General features: G+C 76.2%; 16 protein-coding genes and 1 riboswitch. Of the genes, 10 read left to right on the top strand and 6 right to left on the bottom strand.

Annotated elements, in window-relative coordinates:
- Positions 1 to 62 precede the first annotated feature (62 nt).
- Both ACI8AR_RS02355 and ACI8AR_RS02360 read left to right on the top strand, forming a co-directional pair.
- A complete protein-coding gene (locus ACI8AR_RS02355; RefSeq protein ID WP_457049543.1) occupies positions 63 to 1,718 on the top strand; it encodes an MFS transporter in 1,656 nt (551 codons plus the stop codon).
- Positions 1,715 to 2,215, top strand: coding sequence for a DUF2771 family protein (locus tag ACI8AR_RS02360; RefSeq protein ID WP_457049544.1), 501 nt, complete (start codon positions 1,715 to 1,717; stop codon positions 2,213 to 2,215). Before ACI8AR_RS02355 ends, ACI8AR_RS02360 begins: the two co-directional genes overlap by 4 nt.
- 3 nt (positions 2,216 to 2,218) lie before the next feature.
- Here ACI8AR_RS02360 and ACI8AR_RS02365 read toward each other — a convergent pair whose 3' ends face one another.
- A complete protein-coding gene (locus tag ACI8AR_RS02365) occupies positions 2,219 to 2,614 on the bottom strand; it encodes a cold-shock protein (RefSeq protein ID WP_457049545.1) in 396 nt (131 codons plus the stop codon).
- A 116-nt stretch (positions 2,615 to 2,730) separates the two neighbouring features.
- Here ACI8AR_RS02365 and ACI8AR_RS02370 point away from each other — a divergent pair, with 116 nt between their 5' ends.
- The gene (locus ACI8AR_RS02370) at positions 2,731 to 3,099 is read left to right on the top strand and encodes a YidH family protein (protein WP_457049546.1); all 369 of its coding nucleotides are present in this window, start codon (positions 2,731 to 2,733) and stop codon (positions 3,097 to 3,099) included.
- On the top strand, positions 3,099 to 3,398 hold the full coding sequence (locus tag ACI8AR_RS02375) for a DUF202 domain-containing protein (RefSeq protein WP_457049547.1): 300 nt from the start codon (positions 3,099 to 3,101) through the stop codon (positions 3,396 to 3,398). Before ACI8AR_RS02370 ends, ACI8AR_RS02375 begins: the two co-directional genes overlap by 1 nt.
- Here the strand turns inward: ACI8AR_RS02375 and ACI8AR_RS02380 are convergent.
- The gene (locus ACI8AR_RS02380) at positions 3,388 to 3,957 is read right to left on the bottom strand and encodes a nucleotidyltransferase family protein (RefSeq protein WP_457049548.1); all 570 of its coding nucleotides are present in this window, start codon (positions 3,955 to 3,957) and stop codon (positions 3,388 to 3,390) included. The two genes, ACI8AR_RS02375 and ACI8AR_RS02380, sit on opposite strands and share 11 nt — an antisense overlap.
- A gap of 71 nt (positions 3,958 to 4,028) precedes the next feature.
- Between ACI8AR_RS02380 and ACI8AR_RS02385 the strand changes: the two genes are divergently transcribed.
- Positions 4,029 to 4,796, top strand: coding sequence for an endonuclease/exonuclease/phosphatase family protein (locus ACI8AR_RS02385; RefSeq protein ID WP_457049549.1), 768 nt, complete (start codon positions 4,029 to 4,031; stop codon positions 4,794 to 4,796).
- A gap of 42 nt (positions 4,797 to 4,838) precedes the next feature.
- Positions 4,839 to 5,144, top strand: coding sequence for a hypothetical protein (locus tag ACI8AR_RS02390; RefSeq protein ID WP_457049550.1), 306 nt, complete (start codon positions 4,839 to 4,841; stop codon positions 5,142 to 5,144).
- Here ACI8AR_RS02390 and ACI8AR_RS02395 read toward each other — a convergent pair.
- From ACI8AR_RS02395 to ACI8AR_RS02405, 3 genes are all read right to left on the bottom strand, one after another.
- The gene (locus ACI8AR_RS02395) at positions 5,141 to 6,796 is read right to left on the bottom strand and encodes an AMP-binding protein (protein WP_456936794.1); all 1,656 of its coding nucleotides are present in this window, start codon (positions 6,794 to 6,796) and stop codon (positions 5,141 to 5,143) included. The two genes, ACI8AR_RS02390 and ACI8AR_RS02395, sit on opposite strands and share 4 nt — an antisense overlap.
- Complete coding sequence (locus tag ACI8AR_RS02400) at positions 6,793 to 7,020, bottom strand: hypothetical protein (protein ID WP_456936793.1); 228 nt, start codon at positions 7,018 to 7,020, stop codon at positions 6,793 to 6,795. Before ACI8AR_RS02400 ends, ACI8AR_RS02395 begins: the two co-directional genes overlap by 4 nt.
- 93 nt (positions 7,021 to 7,113) lie before the next feature.
- On the bottom strand, positions 7,114 to 7,674 hold the full coding sequence (locus ACI8AR_RS02405; RefSeq protein ID WP_457049551.1) for a hypothetical protein: 561 nt from the start codon (positions 7,672 to 7,674) through the stop codon (positions 7,114 to 7,116).
- 57 nt (positions 7,675 to 7,731) lie between these two features.
- Between ACI8AR_RS02405 and ACI8AR_RS02410 the strand changes: the two genes are divergently transcribed.
- Positions 7,732 to 9,993: a helicase-associated domain-containing protein gene (locus ACI8AR_RS02410; protein ID WP_457049552.1), complete on the top strand. Its 2,262-nt coding sequence runs from the start codon at positions 7,732 to 7,734 to the stop codon at positions 9,991 to 9,993.
- A gap of 41 nt (positions 9,994 to 10,034) precedes the next feature.
- Complete coding sequence (locus ACI8AR_RS02415) at positions 10,035 to 11,720, top strand: DNA repair helicase XPB (RefSeq protein WP_457049553.1); 1,686 nt, start codon at positions 10,035 to 10,037, stop codon at positions 11,718 to 11,720.
- A gap of 47 nt (positions 11,721 to 11,767) precedes the next feature.
- Here the strand turns inward: ACI8AR_RS02415 and ACI8AR_RS02420 are convergent, their stop codons facing one another.
- Positions 11,768 to 12,028 carry a hypothetical protein gene (locus tag ACI8AR_RS02420; RefSeq protein WP_456936789.1) on the bottom strand — a complete coding sequence of 87 codons (261 nt, stop codon included), beginning with the start codon at positions 12,026 to 12,028 and terminating at the stop codon, positions 11,768 to 11,770.
- A 17-nt stretch (positions 12,029 to 12,045) separates the two neighbouring features.
- On the opposite strand from ACI8AR_RS02420, the gene ACI8AR_RS02425 reads away from it, so the two are divergent.
- Positions 12,046 to 12,438, top strand: a complete 393-nt coding sequence (locus ACI8AR_RS02425) for an ACT domain-containing protein (protein ID WP_457049554.1) — start codon at positions 12,046 to 12,048, stop codon at positions 12,436 to 12,438.
- A gap of 50 nt (positions 12,439 to 12,488) precedes the next feature.
- Positions 12,489 to 12,553: riboswitch (guanidine-III (ykkC-III) riboswitch) on the top strand.
- Between the two features lie 353 nt (positions 12,554 to 12,906).
- Positions 12,907 to 14,697: a DEAD/DEAH box helicase gene (locus ACI8AR_RS02430; protein ID WP_457049555.1), complete on the top strand. Its 1,791-nt coding sequence runs from the start codon at positions 12,907 to 12,909 to the stop codon at positions 14,695 to 14,697.
- Positions 14,698 to 14,813 lie beyond the last annotated feature (116 nt).

The following is a 14,813-nucleotide window of genomic DNA, read 5'->3' on the forward strand; positions in this document are numbered from 1 at the left end:
ACGCGGGGACCCGCGTGATCACGCCCGCCCGGACTGCCGGGCAGGTGCGGCACCATGGGGGCGTGCCGTCGTCGCGTCCGCCCGGGTCCCGCCGGGGCCCGCTGCGCCGGTCGCGGCCGGACGCGGTCCCGCCCGACCGCCTGGACACCACCCCGCTGGACCTGCCCCGACCGGGGACCCGGCCGCAGGCCGCGGTGCCCCCGCCCGGGTACGTGCCGCCCGCGTACGGCCCACCCGCGTACGGCCCACCCACGAACCCGGCGCCGCCCGGGTACGGCCCTCCGCCGCAGGCGCTCCCCCCGGCACCGCCCCCGCAGGAGCAGCCGCCGCAGGCCCAGCCGCGGGTGACCGTCACCCGGGTCGCCGTCGCCCGCACCCGCGAGCTCACCGGCGCGGCCGCCGCCCGGGTCCGCGCCGCCAGCCGCGCCGACGGCGCCGCCGAGAGCGGCCTCACCCAGCTGCTGTGGGTCAACGCGCTGCACATGGCCGGGGACGCGATGGTCGCCGTCTCGCTGGCCGGCACCCTCTTCTTCGCCGCGGCCGCCGACGCGCAGCGCGCCAACGTCGCGCTCTACCTGCTGGTCACGATGGCGCCGTTCGCCGTCGTCGCCCCGGTCATCGGCCCGCTGCTGGACCGGCTGCAGCGCGGCCGCCGCTGGGCGCTCGGCGCGGCCTCGCTGGGGCGGGCGGCGCTGGCGCTGGTCATGGCCGCGCACCAGACCGACTGGCTGCTCTACCCCGCGGCGCTCGGCGTCCTGGTGCTGTCCAAGGCGCACAACGTGCTGCGCGCCGCCGTCGTCCCGCGGGTGCTGCCCGGCGCCATGTCGCTCACCTCGGCCAACGCCCGGCTGTCGGTGTTCGGGCTGGTCACCGCCGGCGTCTTCGGCGGCATCGGCGCCGGTCTGGCCTGGGCCCTCGGCTTCGAGCCGCTGCTGTGGGCGACCGCCGCGGTCTTCGCCGTCACCGGGGTGCTCGCCGTGCGGCTGCCCCGCCACGTCGACGTGCCCACCGGCGAGCAGCCGGCCGACGTGCTCAGCACCGGCCCCGTGCCGGTCGCCGGCCGCCGGCGCCGCCCGGTCAACCCGCACGTGGTGCTCGCGCTGCGGGCCAACGCGGCGCTGCGCGGCCTCGGCGGCTTCCTGACGATCTTCTCCGCGTTCCTCGTCCAGGCCACCGTCTCCGGCGGGTGGGAGGCGAGCCTCGCGCTGGGCGCCATCGCCGGCGCCGCGGGGGCGGGCAGCGTGCTCGGCACCGGCATCGGGTCCCGGCTGCACCACGCCGACCCCGACCGCGTGGTCGTGTGGTCGGCCGGCGCCGCCGCCGCCGTCACCGTGCTCGCCGCGGTGTTCTTCGGCCTGGCCACCGCGGCCGCCGTCGCCGGGGTCGCGGCGGTCGCCAACGCCCTGGGCAAGGTCGCCCTCGACGCGATCATCCAGCGCGAGGTGCCCGAGAGCCTGCGCGCCTCGGCGTTCGCCCGCTCCGAGACCGTCCTGCAGCTGGCCTGGGTCCTCGGCGGCGCGCTCGGGATCGCGCTGCCGCCGATCGGCTGGCTCGGCTTCACCGTCGCCGCCGCGCTGCTCGTGCTCGCCGTCGGGCTGGTGCTGTGGACGCCGCGCCGCCGCCGGTGGGCGCCGGTCGACCCGAACGCCCCCACCGTCCCGGGCGCCGCCCCCGTCGCGCCCGACGCCCCGACCGTGCCGGAGGCACCCCGCCCGTGAAGACCCCCACCCGCGCCGCCGCGGTCCTGCTGGCCGGCGCGCTCCCCGCCGTGCTGACCGGGTGCGGCGGCTCGTCCGGCTCCTCGGACACGCCCCCGGAGGTGACGGTGGCCGCCGGGCCGCAGGAGGTCACCGCGCAGCCCACCCAGTACTGCGGGTCCGGCCAGGGGCAGCGCTACGACGTCACGCCGCCGCTGGTCGAGGTCTCCCCCGACACCCCGATCGAGCTGACCGTGCCCGAGGACGTCGCCGCGAACGGCTGGAGCGTGCAGGTGTTCGACGAGCGCCTCGAGGAGCGGCTCGGCGAGGTCGACGTCGACGCGGGCACGACGACGTTCGACGGGATCAACAGCTCCGACGTCGTCCCGCCGGCGTACTACCTCGTCGTCGTCGAGGACGAGCACGACGACTGCCTGCTCACCGGCTCCTGGCCGGTCGGCTTCCTGCGCGCCGGCGGCGAGGTGGGCACCACACCCACCCCGACGCCGGCCGGCTGAGCCTCAGGCCTCGAGGTCCCCGGCGACCGCCCGCAGCACCGCCGCGACCTTGCGCGACTCGGCCCGGTCGGGGTGCCGGCCGCGGCGCAGGGAGTTCGAGACGTCGTCGAGCAGCCTGATGAGGTCCTCGATGATCGGGACCAGCTCGTCGGGCTTCTTCCGCCGGGACTCGGCCACCTTGGCCGCCACCGAGGGCAGCGGGTCGAGGACCCGCACCTGCAGCGCCTGGTCGCCCCGGCGGCCGGCGACGATGCCGAACTCCACGCGCTGTCCCGGCTTGAGCTCGGCGGTGCCCGTGGGCAGGGCGTCCTTGTGCACGAAGACGTCGGGCCCGTCCTCGCGCGAGAGGAAGCCGAAGCCCTTCTCGGGGTTGAACCACTTGACTCTGCCGGTGGGCACGTTGATCCCTCGGGTCGCTTCTGCTCGCGGGTGTCCCGGCGCGGGGGCCGGCGGACGGCGGCGCGGGCGCACCGCTCGCTGCCAGGTTAGCCGTCCCGCGCACCTAGATTGGCCGGGTGCCGCCCGCGTCCGAGTCCGCCGGGCACCCCGGCCCCCCGCACCCGGACTACCGGTTCACCCTCGCCAACGAGCGCACCCTGCTGGCCTGGCTGCGCACCGGGCTGGCGCTGGTCGCCGGCGGGGTGGCGGTGGCGGCGTACGTGCCCCGGCTCGGGGCCTCCTGGGGCGGCGGCGCGGTCGGCCTGGCCCTCGTGACGACCGGCCTCGGCACCGCGCTGGCCGGCTACCGGCGGTGGCGGCGCAACGAGCAGGCGATCGCCACCGACGCCCCGCTGCGCGCCGGCCCCGAGGTCCCGGCGCTGGTCGCGCTGGTCTCGGCGGTGGTGCTGCTGGTGGCGGTGCTGCTGGTCGTCGAGGTCGCCTGATGACCGCGCCGGAGACCCAGCCGCAGCGCACCGTCCTCGCCTGGCAGCGGACCGGGCTCGGCCTGCTCGGCGTCGCCGCGGTGCTCGGCTCCCACGCCGTGCTCGACGCGCGGGTGCTGCCCCTGGTCCTCGCGGCCGCGGTGGCGGCGACCGGGCTGGGCGTCCTCGGCGTCCTCGCGCGGCGGCGGGCCCGCGCGCTGGCCCGGACCCCCGCGTCGGCGCCGGCCGCGGTCGCGCTGGCCACCGCCGCCGTCGTCGCGACGGCGGCGGCGGCCGCCGCGACCCTGCTCAGCCGCTGACCACCTCGGGCTCGACGACGCCGAGCCGGCCGAGCAGGTCGAGGAACACGACGGCGAAGTCGTTGTCGGCGACCTCCCGCCGGACGGCGGGCCAGTCGACCTGCTCGCGCAGCGCCCGGGCAACCGGCAGCAGCCGGGAGAAGTCGCAGTAGTGCTCGTCCAGCGTCATGATCTTGGTGATCAGGATGTCGGTGGCCGCGAGGACCGGCATGTGCACCGAGAGGACCGAGACGTCCTCGGCGCGGTCGATGAGGTCGGTCTCCACCGGCTTGCCGCAGGTGCGCCAGAGCACGTCGACGAACGAGTTGCCCTGCACCACCTTGGTCAGCCAGTCCTCGGCCGGGTCCTCCACCTGCAGGCCGGCGTCGGCGAGCACCTTGGCCGCCCGCTCGGCCTCGGCCGCGGGCACGAGGAAGTCCGCGTCGTGGTCGGGCTCGGGGGCGCCCCGCACGAACGCGGCGTAGCCGCCGCACAGGGCGAAGGGCACGCCGCCCTCCTTGAGGGCCACGGCGGTGCGCTTGAGGAGGTCACGGATCTCGTCGCGGTCGGAGGGCAGCACGGGGTGCGTCTACCCGGCGTCCGGCCGGTCACGCACGGTTGAGCCCCGCCCGCGGGGGCACGGGAGACCCCGTGCGCATCGCGACCTTCAACATCCTGCACGGGCGCTCACCCGAGGACGACCGGGTCGACGTCGACCGGCTCGCCACGGCGGTGAAGACGCTGGACGCCGACGTCCTGGCGCTGCAGGAGGTCGACCGCGACCAGCCCCGCTCGATGAACGCCGACCTCACCGCGGTGGCCGCCGAGGCGATGGGCGCGGTCGACCACCAGTTCGTGGCCGCGCTGTCGGGGACGCCCGGCGGCACGTGGATGGCCGCCACCGGCGACGAGCAGCCCGGCGCGGCCAGCTACGGCGTCGCGCTGCTGTCGCGGTACCCGGTGGTGTCCTGGCGGGTGGTGCGGCTGCCGACGCTGCCCGGGCGGGTGCCGGTGTGGTTCCGCGGCGCGCGGGCGCCGCAGCTGGTCAGCGAGGAGCCGCGGGTCGCCGTCGCCGCCGTCATCGACGGGCCGACCGGGCAGTTCACCGTCACCTGCACGCACCTGTCGTTCGTGCCGTACTGGAACACCGTCCAGCTGCGCCGGCTGGTGCGGTCGCTGCGCGGGACGCGCGAGCCGCTGCTGGTCCTCGGCGACCTCAACATGGAGCCGCGCAAGGCCGCCCGGGTCAGCGGGCTGCGGCCGCTGGCGGCCGGGCTGACCTTCCCCGCCGACGTCCCGGTCCGGCAGCTGGACCACGTGCTGGCGCGCGGGCCGGTGACCGCCACCGGCCCGGCCGAGGTGGTGCGGCTGCCGCTGTCGGACCACCGGGCGCTGGTGGTGCCGTGCGCGGTCGGGTGAGGCGGTTGGCGTCGTGACAGCGACAGGTGTCACGATCAGCCCATGGCTGCGTCCGACGTCGGCACCCGCGCGTTCACCCTGGTCGCCTCGGCGGTGCGCCTGGTCGCCTCGCTGGTGGCGGCGGTGATCGTGGTCCACGCGGTGTTCACCTTCTTCGAGGCGAACCCCGCGAACACGCTGGTGTCGGCCGCCGCGGACGTCCGGGAGAACCTGGGCTGGTTCACCGTCGACCTGTTCCGCCCGTCGGACCCGCGCATCGGCGAGACGGTCAACGCCGCGATCGCCGCGCTGGTGTGGGTCGTCGTCGGCACCCTGGTGTCCAGGGTGCTCGTGAAGCTCGCCCCCTAGGCGTTGCGGACCGCGGCCGCCGCCTCCAGGCCCAGTTCCTTCACCGACACCTCGCGCATCTCGACCTTGCGGACCTTGCCGGTCACCGTCATCGGGAAGCCCTCGACGACCTTGACGTAGCGGGGCACCTTGTAGTGCGCCAGCTTGCCGGCGCAGAACTCCCGCAGCGCCTCCGGCGTGAGCGGTTCGGCGCCCTCGCGCAGCCGCACCCAGGCCATGAGCTCCTCGCCGTACCGCTCGTCGGGGACGCCGATCACCTGCGCGTCGACGACGTCGGGGTGGGTGTAGAGGAACTCCTCGACCTCGCGCGGGTACACGTTCTCCCCGCCGCGGATGACCATGTCCTTGATCCGGCCGACGATGTTGAGGTAGCCGGCCTCGTCCATGACGGCGAGGTCGCCGGTGTGCATCCAGCGGGCGGCGTCGATCACCTCGGCGGTCTTCTCCGGCTCGTCCCAGTAGCCGAGCATCACCGAGTAGCCGCGGGTGCAGAACTCCCCCGGCGTCCCGCGCGGCACGGTGATGCCGGTCTCGGGGTCGACGACCTTGACCTCCAGGTGCGGGTGCACCCGGCCGACGGTCGAGGTGCGGCGGTCGAGGTCGTCGTCGGCGCCGGTCTGGGTGGAGACCGGGGAGGTCTCGGTCATGCCGTAGCAGATGGTCACCTCGGTCATGCCCATCTCGGCGACCACCCGCTTCATCACCTCCACCGGGCACGGCGAGCCGGCCATGATCCCGGTGCGCAGGCTGGAGAGGTCGTAGGTGCCGAAGTCCGGCAGCGCCAGCTCGGCGATGAACATGGTCGGGACGCCGTACAGCGACGTGCACCGCTCGTCCTGCACCGCCCGCAGCGTGGCCGCCGGGTCGAAGGCGGGCGCGGGGATGACCATCGTGGCGCCGTGGCTGGTGGCCCCGAGGTTGCCCATGCCCATGCCGAAGCAGTGGTAGTAGGGCACCGGGATGCAGATGCGGTCCGCCTCGGTGTAGCCGCAGCCCTCGCCCACGAAGAACCCGTTGTTGAGCAGGTTGTGGTGGGACAGGGTGGCGCCCTTGGGGAAGCCGGTGGTCCCCGACGTGTACTGGATGTTGATCGGGTCGTCGGGCGAGAGCTCGGCGGCGCGCTCGGCCAGCAGCCCGCGGTCGGCGGCCCGGCCGGTGTCCAGCAGCCGCTCCCACTCCGGGTCACCGAGGAAGACGACCTCGCGCAGGTCGGGGCAGTCGTCACGGACCTCGGCCACCATCGCCCGGTAGTCGCTGGTCTTGAACTCCGGGGCGGCGACCAGCACCGAGATGCCCGCCTGCTTCAGCACGTAGGCCAGCTCGTGCGTGCGGTACGCCGGGTTGATGTTGACCAGGATCGCCCCGAGCTTGGCGGTGCCGTACTGGACGAACACCCACTCGGCGCAGTTGGGCGCCCAGATGCCGACCCGGTCGCCCTTCTGCACGCCGAGGGCGTCGAGGCCGAGGGCGCAGGCGTCGACGTCGGCGACCAGCTGCGGGTACGTCCAGCGGCGGCCGGTGGCGCACTCGACGAGCGCCTCGTGGTCGCCCACCCGCGCCGCCGTCCGGTCGAGGTCCGCACCGATCGTGTCCCCGAGCAGGGGGACGGTCGAGGTGCCGCTGGCGTAGGACGGCAGCGCGGGGGTGGTCACGGCCGCCGGTTCTCGGGCAGCTGCACCCCGGCCCGGTTGGGCTTGTCGGTGGGGTGCGCGTACCGGATGCGGTCCGGCGGGAGCGGGAAGCTGTGGTCCTCGCCGAACGGCGACAGCGGGCCGGCCATCTCACCGAGGAACTCGGTGACCGGCGGGCCGGCGTTCTCCGACCGGCCCCAGGTCGGCTCCACCAGGTGGGCGTGCTTCTCGTTGCGCTTGGCCATCTCGCCTCCGTGTCCGGTGCGCTCCCCCGGGGGGCGCACGTGCGGCGTCATTCTCGCGTGCCCCTGGTCCTACCCGCAGCAGCCCCGCCCACGTCACCCCCGTTCGCGGGGAGCGCGGCGGGCGGCCCGGGCCGACCGGGCGCCGTAGAGGGTGGGCAGCCCCTCGGCGGTGAGCACCCACTCCCCCGGGCCGACCGGCGCGAGCCGCACCTCGCCGCCGTCGAGCCCCTGCACCTGGCGGGTGCGCCAGACCGAGGTGCTCACCAGCGTCAGCCGCACCGGCTCGTGGGTGGGGTCCCACTCGTCGTAGCCCTCGGGCTCGAAGGCGACGATCGCCGGCCCGGCGATGCGCAGCAGCCCGCGCTGCCAGGGGACGGCGCCCAGCGCCCGCCGCCACCGCAGGGCGCGGGCCAGCGCGCCGAGGCCCGCGCCGGCGGCGACCAGCCCGCCGACGACCAAGCCGACGACGACCGTCCCGGCCAGCGGCACCGGCCGGCCGCGGTCCTCCGCGACGGCGACGGCGACCGCGCCGAGCAGCACGGCCAGGACGACGGCGATCAGCCCGCCCGCCAGCCAGCGCAGCGCGCCGGCCCGGTAGCCCTCGAGGGCGGTCCGGGTGTGCGGGTCGTCGGCGGCCGGCTGCACGGCGTCCATGCTGGCAGGACCGGCCGTCCGGGCGGCACGGGCGGGCGCGGACGTAACGTGGTCCGGATGCCTGCCGACCGCCCCGCCACGCTGGCCGCGTGGCTGCGCACCCGCAGCGACGCCCAGCTCGGGGCGCTGCTGGCCGCGCGGCCCGACGTGGCCCGGCCCGCGCCCTCCGACGTCGTCGCGCTGGCCAGCCGGCTGGCGGTGCCCGTGTCGGTGGACCGCGCCCTCGACGACCTCGACGCCGCCACCCTGCAGGTGCTCGACGTCGTGCTGCTCGCCCCCACCGACGGCGTGGACGCCGCCGACGTCGTCGCGGCGCTCCCCGGGCTGCCCGAGGACGTCGTCGACGCGGCGATCGAGCGACTGACCACCCGGGCGCTGCTGTGGGGCGACGAGGTCCTGCACGCCCCCGACCAGGTGCGCCGCGCCGTCCGCCACCCCGCGGGCCTGGGCCGCCGGGCCGTCGAGCTGCGTGTGACCCTGCCCGCCGACCTCGCCGCCACCGTCGGCGGGCTGGCCCCCGCCGAGCGCGAGGTGCTCGAGCGGCTGGCCGGCGACCGCCCGGTCGGGCACCTGCCCGAGACCGGCGGCGGCGCCGCCTCCCCCGCCCGGCGGCTGCTGCAGGCCGGGCTGCTGGCCCGCATCGACGCGCTCAACGTCGAGCTGCCGCGGGAGATCGGGCTGCTGCTGCGCGGGGAGCTCCCCTACGGCCCGCCGCGGCTGCGCCCGGAACCGGCCGCCGTGGAGCGGGACCCGGCCGCGGTCGACCGGCAGGCCGCCGGCGCGGCGCTGGAGGCGGTCGGGCGGGTCGGCGAGCTGCTGGCGGTGCTCGAGGAGGAGCCGGCCGGGCTGCTGCGCAGCGGCGGGGTCGCCGTCCGCGACCGCAAGCGGCTGGCCAGGGCGCTGTCGGTGTCCGAGGCCGACGCCGGGTGGCTGCTGGAGCTGGCCTTCGCCGCGGGGCTGCTCGACGTCGGCGGGCCGCACCGCGACGAGTGGCTGCCCACCCGCGGCTACGACCTGTGGCGCGAGCAGCCGCTGCCCGACCGGTGGGCGACGCTGGTCGCCGGCTGGCTGGACAGCCCCCGGCTGCCCTCGCTGGTCGGGTCGCGGGACATGGCGGGCAAGGCGGTCAACGCGCTGTCCCCGGACCTGGTCCGGCACACCGCCCCGGCGATCCGCCGCTCGGCGCTGGCCGCGCTGCTGGACGCCCCGCCCGGCCACGGGCTGGCACCCGACGACCTGGTCGCGCTGCTGCGCTGGCGGACCCCGCGCCGCGCCGACCGGCTCGCGCCGGTGCCGGACATGCTCGCCGAGGCCGCGCGGCTCGGCGTCCTGGTGGGCGGGGTGCTGTCCTCCGGCGGGCGCGGCCTGCTGACCCGCGGTGAGGAGGGCGCCGCCGACGGGGTGCAGGGGCTGCTGCCCGAGCCGGTCGACCACGTCCTCGCCCAGCCCGACCTCACCCTCGTCGCGCCCGGCCCGCTGGTGTCCGACCTCGCCGACACCCTCGCCGTCGTCGCCGACGTCGAGTCCTCCGGCGGGGCGACGGTGTTCCGGGTGTCGGAGTCCTCGGTGCGGCGGGCGCTGGACGCCGGGTGGTCGGCCACCGACCTGCACGAGTTCCTCGCCCGCGCCTCGCGGACGCCGGTGCCGCAGGCGCTGCGGTACCTGGTCGACGACGTCGCGCGGCAGCACGGCCGGCTGCGGGTCGGCGCGATCGAGTGCTACGTCCGCTCCGACGACCACGGGCTGCTGTCCCAGGTGCTCGGCGACCGGCGGACGGCGGGTGCCGAGCTGCGCCGGCTGGCCCCGGGCGTGCTGGTCAGCGGGCTGGGCGCCGACGAGGTGCTCACCGTGCTGCGGGCCGCCGGGTACGCGCCGGCCGGGGAGTCGCCGGGCGGTGCGGTCCTGACCCGCCCGCCGGCCCGGCCCCGCGCCGCCGGCCGCCGCCCCGGGCCGCCGCCGTCGGCCGCCGGGCGCCCGCTGACGCCGGCCGAGGCGGAGGCGACCGTCCGCGAGATCCGGGCCGGCGACGCCGCGCTCGCCGCCCGGCCCACCGCCCCGATCCGGCAGGTCCCCGGGGTGACCACCGCGGGCACGCTGGAGCTGCTGTCCCGCGCCATCCGCGACGGCACCTCGGTGTGGCTGGGCTACGTCGACGCCCAGGGCAGCGGCAGCCAGCGCGTGGTGCAGCCGGTGTCACTGGCCGGTGGTTTCCTCCAGGGGTGGGACGAGCGCCGGCAGGAGAACCGCACCTTCGCGGTGCACCGGATCACCTCGGTCGCGCTGGTCGACGAGGAAGCACCGGCCGCCGGCAACGGTTGACCTGACAGACGCCCACCCGCCGAGGAGAGGCCCCCATCCCCGTGAACGACGGACCCCTCATCGTCCAGTCGGACAAGACGCTGCTGCTCGAGGTCGACCACCCGGCGGCCCGCGAGTGCCGCGCGGCCATCGCCCCGTTCGCCGAGCTCGAGCGCTCGCCCGAGCACGTGCACACCTACCGGGTCACCCCGCTGGCGCTGTGGAACGCCCGCGCCGCCGGGCACGACGCCGAGCAGGTCGTCGACGCGCTGGTGCGCTACTCGCGCTACCCGGTGCCGCACGCGCTGCTGGTCGACGTCGCCGACACGATGGACCGCTTCGGCCGGCTGACGCTGGTCAACAACCCGGTGCACGGGCTGGTGCTCACCACCACCGACCGCGCGGTGCTCGAGGAGGTCATCCGCTCCAAGCGGGTGGCGCCGATGCTCGGCGCGCGGATCGACCCCGACACGGTCGTGGTGCACCCCTCCGAGCGCGGCCGGCTCAAGCAGGCGCTGCTCAAGGTGGGCTGGCCGGCCGAGGACCTCGCCGGCTACGTCGACGGGCAGGCGCACCCGATCGAGCTGGCCCAGGACGGCTGGCACCTGCGCGACTACCAGCAGGAGGCCGTCGACGGGTTCTGGGCCGGCGGCTCGGGCGTCGTCGTCCTCCCCTGCGGCGCGGGCAAGACGCTGGTCGGCGCCGCGGCGATGGCCCAGGCCGGGGCGACCACGCTGATCCTGGTGACCAACACCGTCTCGGGGCGGCAGTGGAAGCGCGAGCTGCTCGCGCGCACCACGCTCACCGAGGACGAGATCGGCGAGTACTCGGGCGAGCGCAAGGAGATCCGCCCGGTCACCATCGCGACCTACCAGGTGATGACCACCCGCCGGAAGGGCGAGTACCGGCACCTGGACCTGTTCGACGCGCAGGACTGGGGCCTCATCGTCTACGACGAGGTGCACCTGCTGCCGGCGCCGATCTTCCGGCTCACCGCCGACCTGCAGTCCCGCCGCCGGCTCGGGCTGACCGCGACGCTCGTGCGCGAGGACGGGCGGGAGGACGACGTCTTCTCGCTGATCGGGCCCAAGCGGTACGACGCCCCGTGGAAGGACATCGAGTCGCAGGGCTACATCGCCCCGGCCGAGTGCATCGAGGTGCGGGTCGGTCTCGACGACGAGGAGCGGATGACCTACGCGGTCGCCGAGCCCGAGGAGCGGTACCGGATCGCGGCGACGGCGTCGTCGAAGCTGCCGGTGATCCGGCGGGTGCTCGACCGGCACCCCGACGAGCAGAAGCTGGTCATCGGGGCCTACCTCGACCAGCTCGACGAGCTCGGGCGGGCGCTGGACGCCCCGGTGATCCAGGGGTCGACCACCAACCGCGAGCGGGAGAAGCTGTTCGACGCGTTCCGCGCCGGGGAGGTCAAGACGCTCGTCGTCTCGAAGGTCGCCAACTTCTCCATCGACCTGCCCGAGGCCGCGGTCGCCGTCCAGGTGTCGGGGACCTTCGGGTCGCGGCAGGAGGAGGCGCAGCGGCTGGGCCGGGTGCTGCGGCCGAAGGCCGACGGCCGGCAGGCGCACTTCTACACGGTGGTCAGCCGCGACACCCTCGACGCCGAGTACGCCGCCCACCGGCAGCGCTTCCTCGCCGAGCAGGGCTACGCGTACACGATCGTCGACGCCGCCGACCTGGCCGGCCCGGGCGAGGTCAACGGCCCCGACTGGGTCGACGAGCCCGCCGACTGAGCTCTCCGCGGCCCCCTGGTCCCCGTGACCCGGGGGCCGCGGTCGTCTCACTCCTCGGTGAGCTCGTGCAGGACGTCAGCGGCGTCGGCGTTGCCCTCCTCGGCGAGCCGGCGCAGCTCGGCGAGGTCGCCGAGCTCGCTCGCCCGCTCGACGAGCTCGTCCGCGGCGTCGCGCGAGCCGAGGTCGGCCAGCCGGCGCAGCTCGGCGAGGTCGCCGCGCTCCCCGGCGAGCTGGATCAGTTCGTCGACGGCGTCGCGGTCGCCCTTCGCCGCGCGCTCGCGGAGTCCCGCGTACTCGGGCTCGGTCATGCCTGCAGGATGCTCGCGTGGCCGGCGAACGGGACCTGGATCGGCTCCTGGCCGGCATGGCGCCACGGCGCGCGCCGGGGACGTACGTGTTCGCGACCGTCCCGGGCCCGGAGGTGCCGGCGGGGCTGACGCCGTTCGCCACCGTGCGGGAGGACGAGGGTCTGACGGTGGTCGTCCTCCGCGAGGAGGCCGACCGGGCCGGGCTGGCGTCCGACCTCCCCGCCGCCCGCGTGACGCTGCACGTGCACTCGGACCTCGCCGCCGTGGGGCTGACCGCGGCGGTGAGCACCGCGCTGGCCGCCGCCGGGATCAGCTGCAACGTGGTGGCCGGGTACCACCACGACCACCTGTTCGTCCCCGTCGACGACGCCGACCGCGCGCTCACGGTGCTGGAGGGCCTGACCTCCTGAGGCGGTGGCCGTCCCCACCACCCGGGACGGCCGGGGTGTACGACGGTGGGGACGGGGCCGCAACGGCCCCCCGGACGAGCGGCGCCGTACCCGGACAGCGACAGGACGGCGTCCTCGGGAGTCGTCGTCTCCCGGCTCGTCGTCTCCCGGCTCGTCGTCGTCCCGTCCGGTGCCCTCGAGTCGGTGTGGGCGACCGCGCTCGGCCTCCTGCTCGGCATCGTCGGTCGCGTGATCGGGTTCGAGCTCACGCACTGAGCGCGGCTCGGCACGACGGGGCGGATGGGGCCGGCGGGACGCGCCGGACCGGTCCGTTCCCGATGTGAGGCCTGCCACGCCGGACCGGTGGGCGAGTGCGAAGCCGCAGGTCGGGCGCGTGCCGCGGGCCGCGTATACGACGGCTCCGGGCGGGCGCGCGGGAGGTGGCCGGTTGGGCGTGTCCCCCCGCGCGCAGGCAGGATGGGCCGCGAGATGGCGAGTGCAGCACGGGCGGGGGCGGTCGCCCCGCAGACGACCAGCCGACCGCTCCGGGCCTGGCAGCAGGTGGCGCTCGAGCGCTACGAGGAGTCCTCCCCCAAGGACTTCTTGGTCACCGCGACCCCGGGCGCCGGGAAGACCACCTTCGCCCTGACGCTGGCCTCGCGGCTGCTGCAGCGGCGCGAGGTGGCCCGCGTGATCGTGGTCTGCCCGACCGACCACCTGCGCATGCAGTGGGCCGACGCCGCCGACCGGATGGGCATCGTGCTCGACCCGGGCCTGACCAACGCGGTCGGCCCGGTGCGCGCCGGCACCCAGGGCTACGTGACGACGTACGCGCAGGTCGCCGGCAAGCCGATGCTGCACGCCGCGCGCGCCACCGCCGTCAAGACGCTGGTGATCCTCGACGAGGTGCACCACGCCGGCGACGGCCTGTCGTGGGGCGAGGCCATCGAGGAGGCCTACGGGTTCGCCGCCCGCCGGCTGTGCCTGACCGGGACGCCGTTCCGCACCAAACCCGACGAGCGGATCCCCTTCGTGCGCTACGAGGAGGACGGCTTCGAGGGCGACGCCGGGGAGGCCGGCGCCGGGCTGGTGAGCCGCGCCGACTACACCTACGGCTACAAGGAGGCGCTGGCCGACAACGTCGTCCGCCCGGTCGTCTTCGCCGCCTACACCGGCACCTCGCGCTGGCGGAACTCCGCCGGTGAGGTCGTGGCCGCGTCCCTGTCGGAGGCCGGCACCCGCTCGGTGGAGATGGCCGCCTGGCGCACCGCCCTGGACCCCAAGGGCCAGTGGGTGCCGCACGTCGTCGCCGCGATGGACGACCGGATCACCCAGCTGCGCGAGCACGGCGGCATGCCCGACGCCGCGGGGCTGATCCTCGCCAGCGACCAGGACGACGCCCGCGCCTACGCCCGCATCGTCAAGCGGATCACCGGCAAGGCGCCCGAGCTGATCCTGTCCGACGACCCCAAGGCGTCGAAGAAGATCGAGCGCTTCTCGGCCGGGTCGGCGCGGATCGCCGTCTGCGTGCGGATGATCTCCGAGGGCGTCGACGTCCCGCGCGCCGCCGTCCTGGCGTGGATGACCTCCTACCGGACGCCACTGTTCTTCGCCCAGGCCGTCGGCCGCGTCGTCCGCTCCCGGGCGGCGCACGAGACGGCGACGGTGTTCCTCCCCGCGGTGCGGCCGCTGCTCGGCCTGGCGGCGTCCATGGAGAAGGAACGCAACCACGTCATGCCGCCCCCGAAGGCCAAGGACCCCGAGGCGCTCGACCTCGACCCGCTGCCGCCCAAGGAGCGCGAGGCGGTCGGCCTCAAGCAGTGGGAGGCGCTGGAGGCCGAGGCCCGGTTCGCGCACGTGCTGCACGGCGGGACGGCGCACACCGGCGAGGGCTCCGGCGCGGTCGCCGTCGCGCCGGAGGACGAGGAGTTCCTCGGCATCCCCGGGCTGCTCACCGCCGAGCAGACGGCGTCGCTGCTGGCCAAGCGCGACGACGAGCTGCGGCTGCGGATCGCCCAGCGGGTGCACGAGGAGGACACCGGCGAACTGCCGATCGTCGAGGACCACCCCGACGAGGACGACGCGGGCCGCGGCTGGCGCGACGTCGCCGAGCTGCGGCGGGAGATCAACCGCCTGGTCAGCCGGGTGTCGGCGAAGACGTCGACGCCGCACGCCGTGGTGCACACGCAGCTGCGCCAGCACGTGCCCGGCCCGCCGTCGGCCTCCGCGCCGGTCGAGGTCCTGCGCGCCCGCCGCGAGCGCCTCCGCACGATGCTCTGAGGCAGGCGTGGGGGGGGGGGGGGGGGGGGGGCGGGCCGGCCGGGGGGGGCGGGGCGGGGCGGGGGGGGGGGGGCGCCGCCGCCGGCGCGCGGCGCGCGCGCGCGCGTCTGCGTCTC

The sequence above is a fragment of the Geodermatophilus sp. SYSU D01036 genome (genome assembly GCF_054050435.1).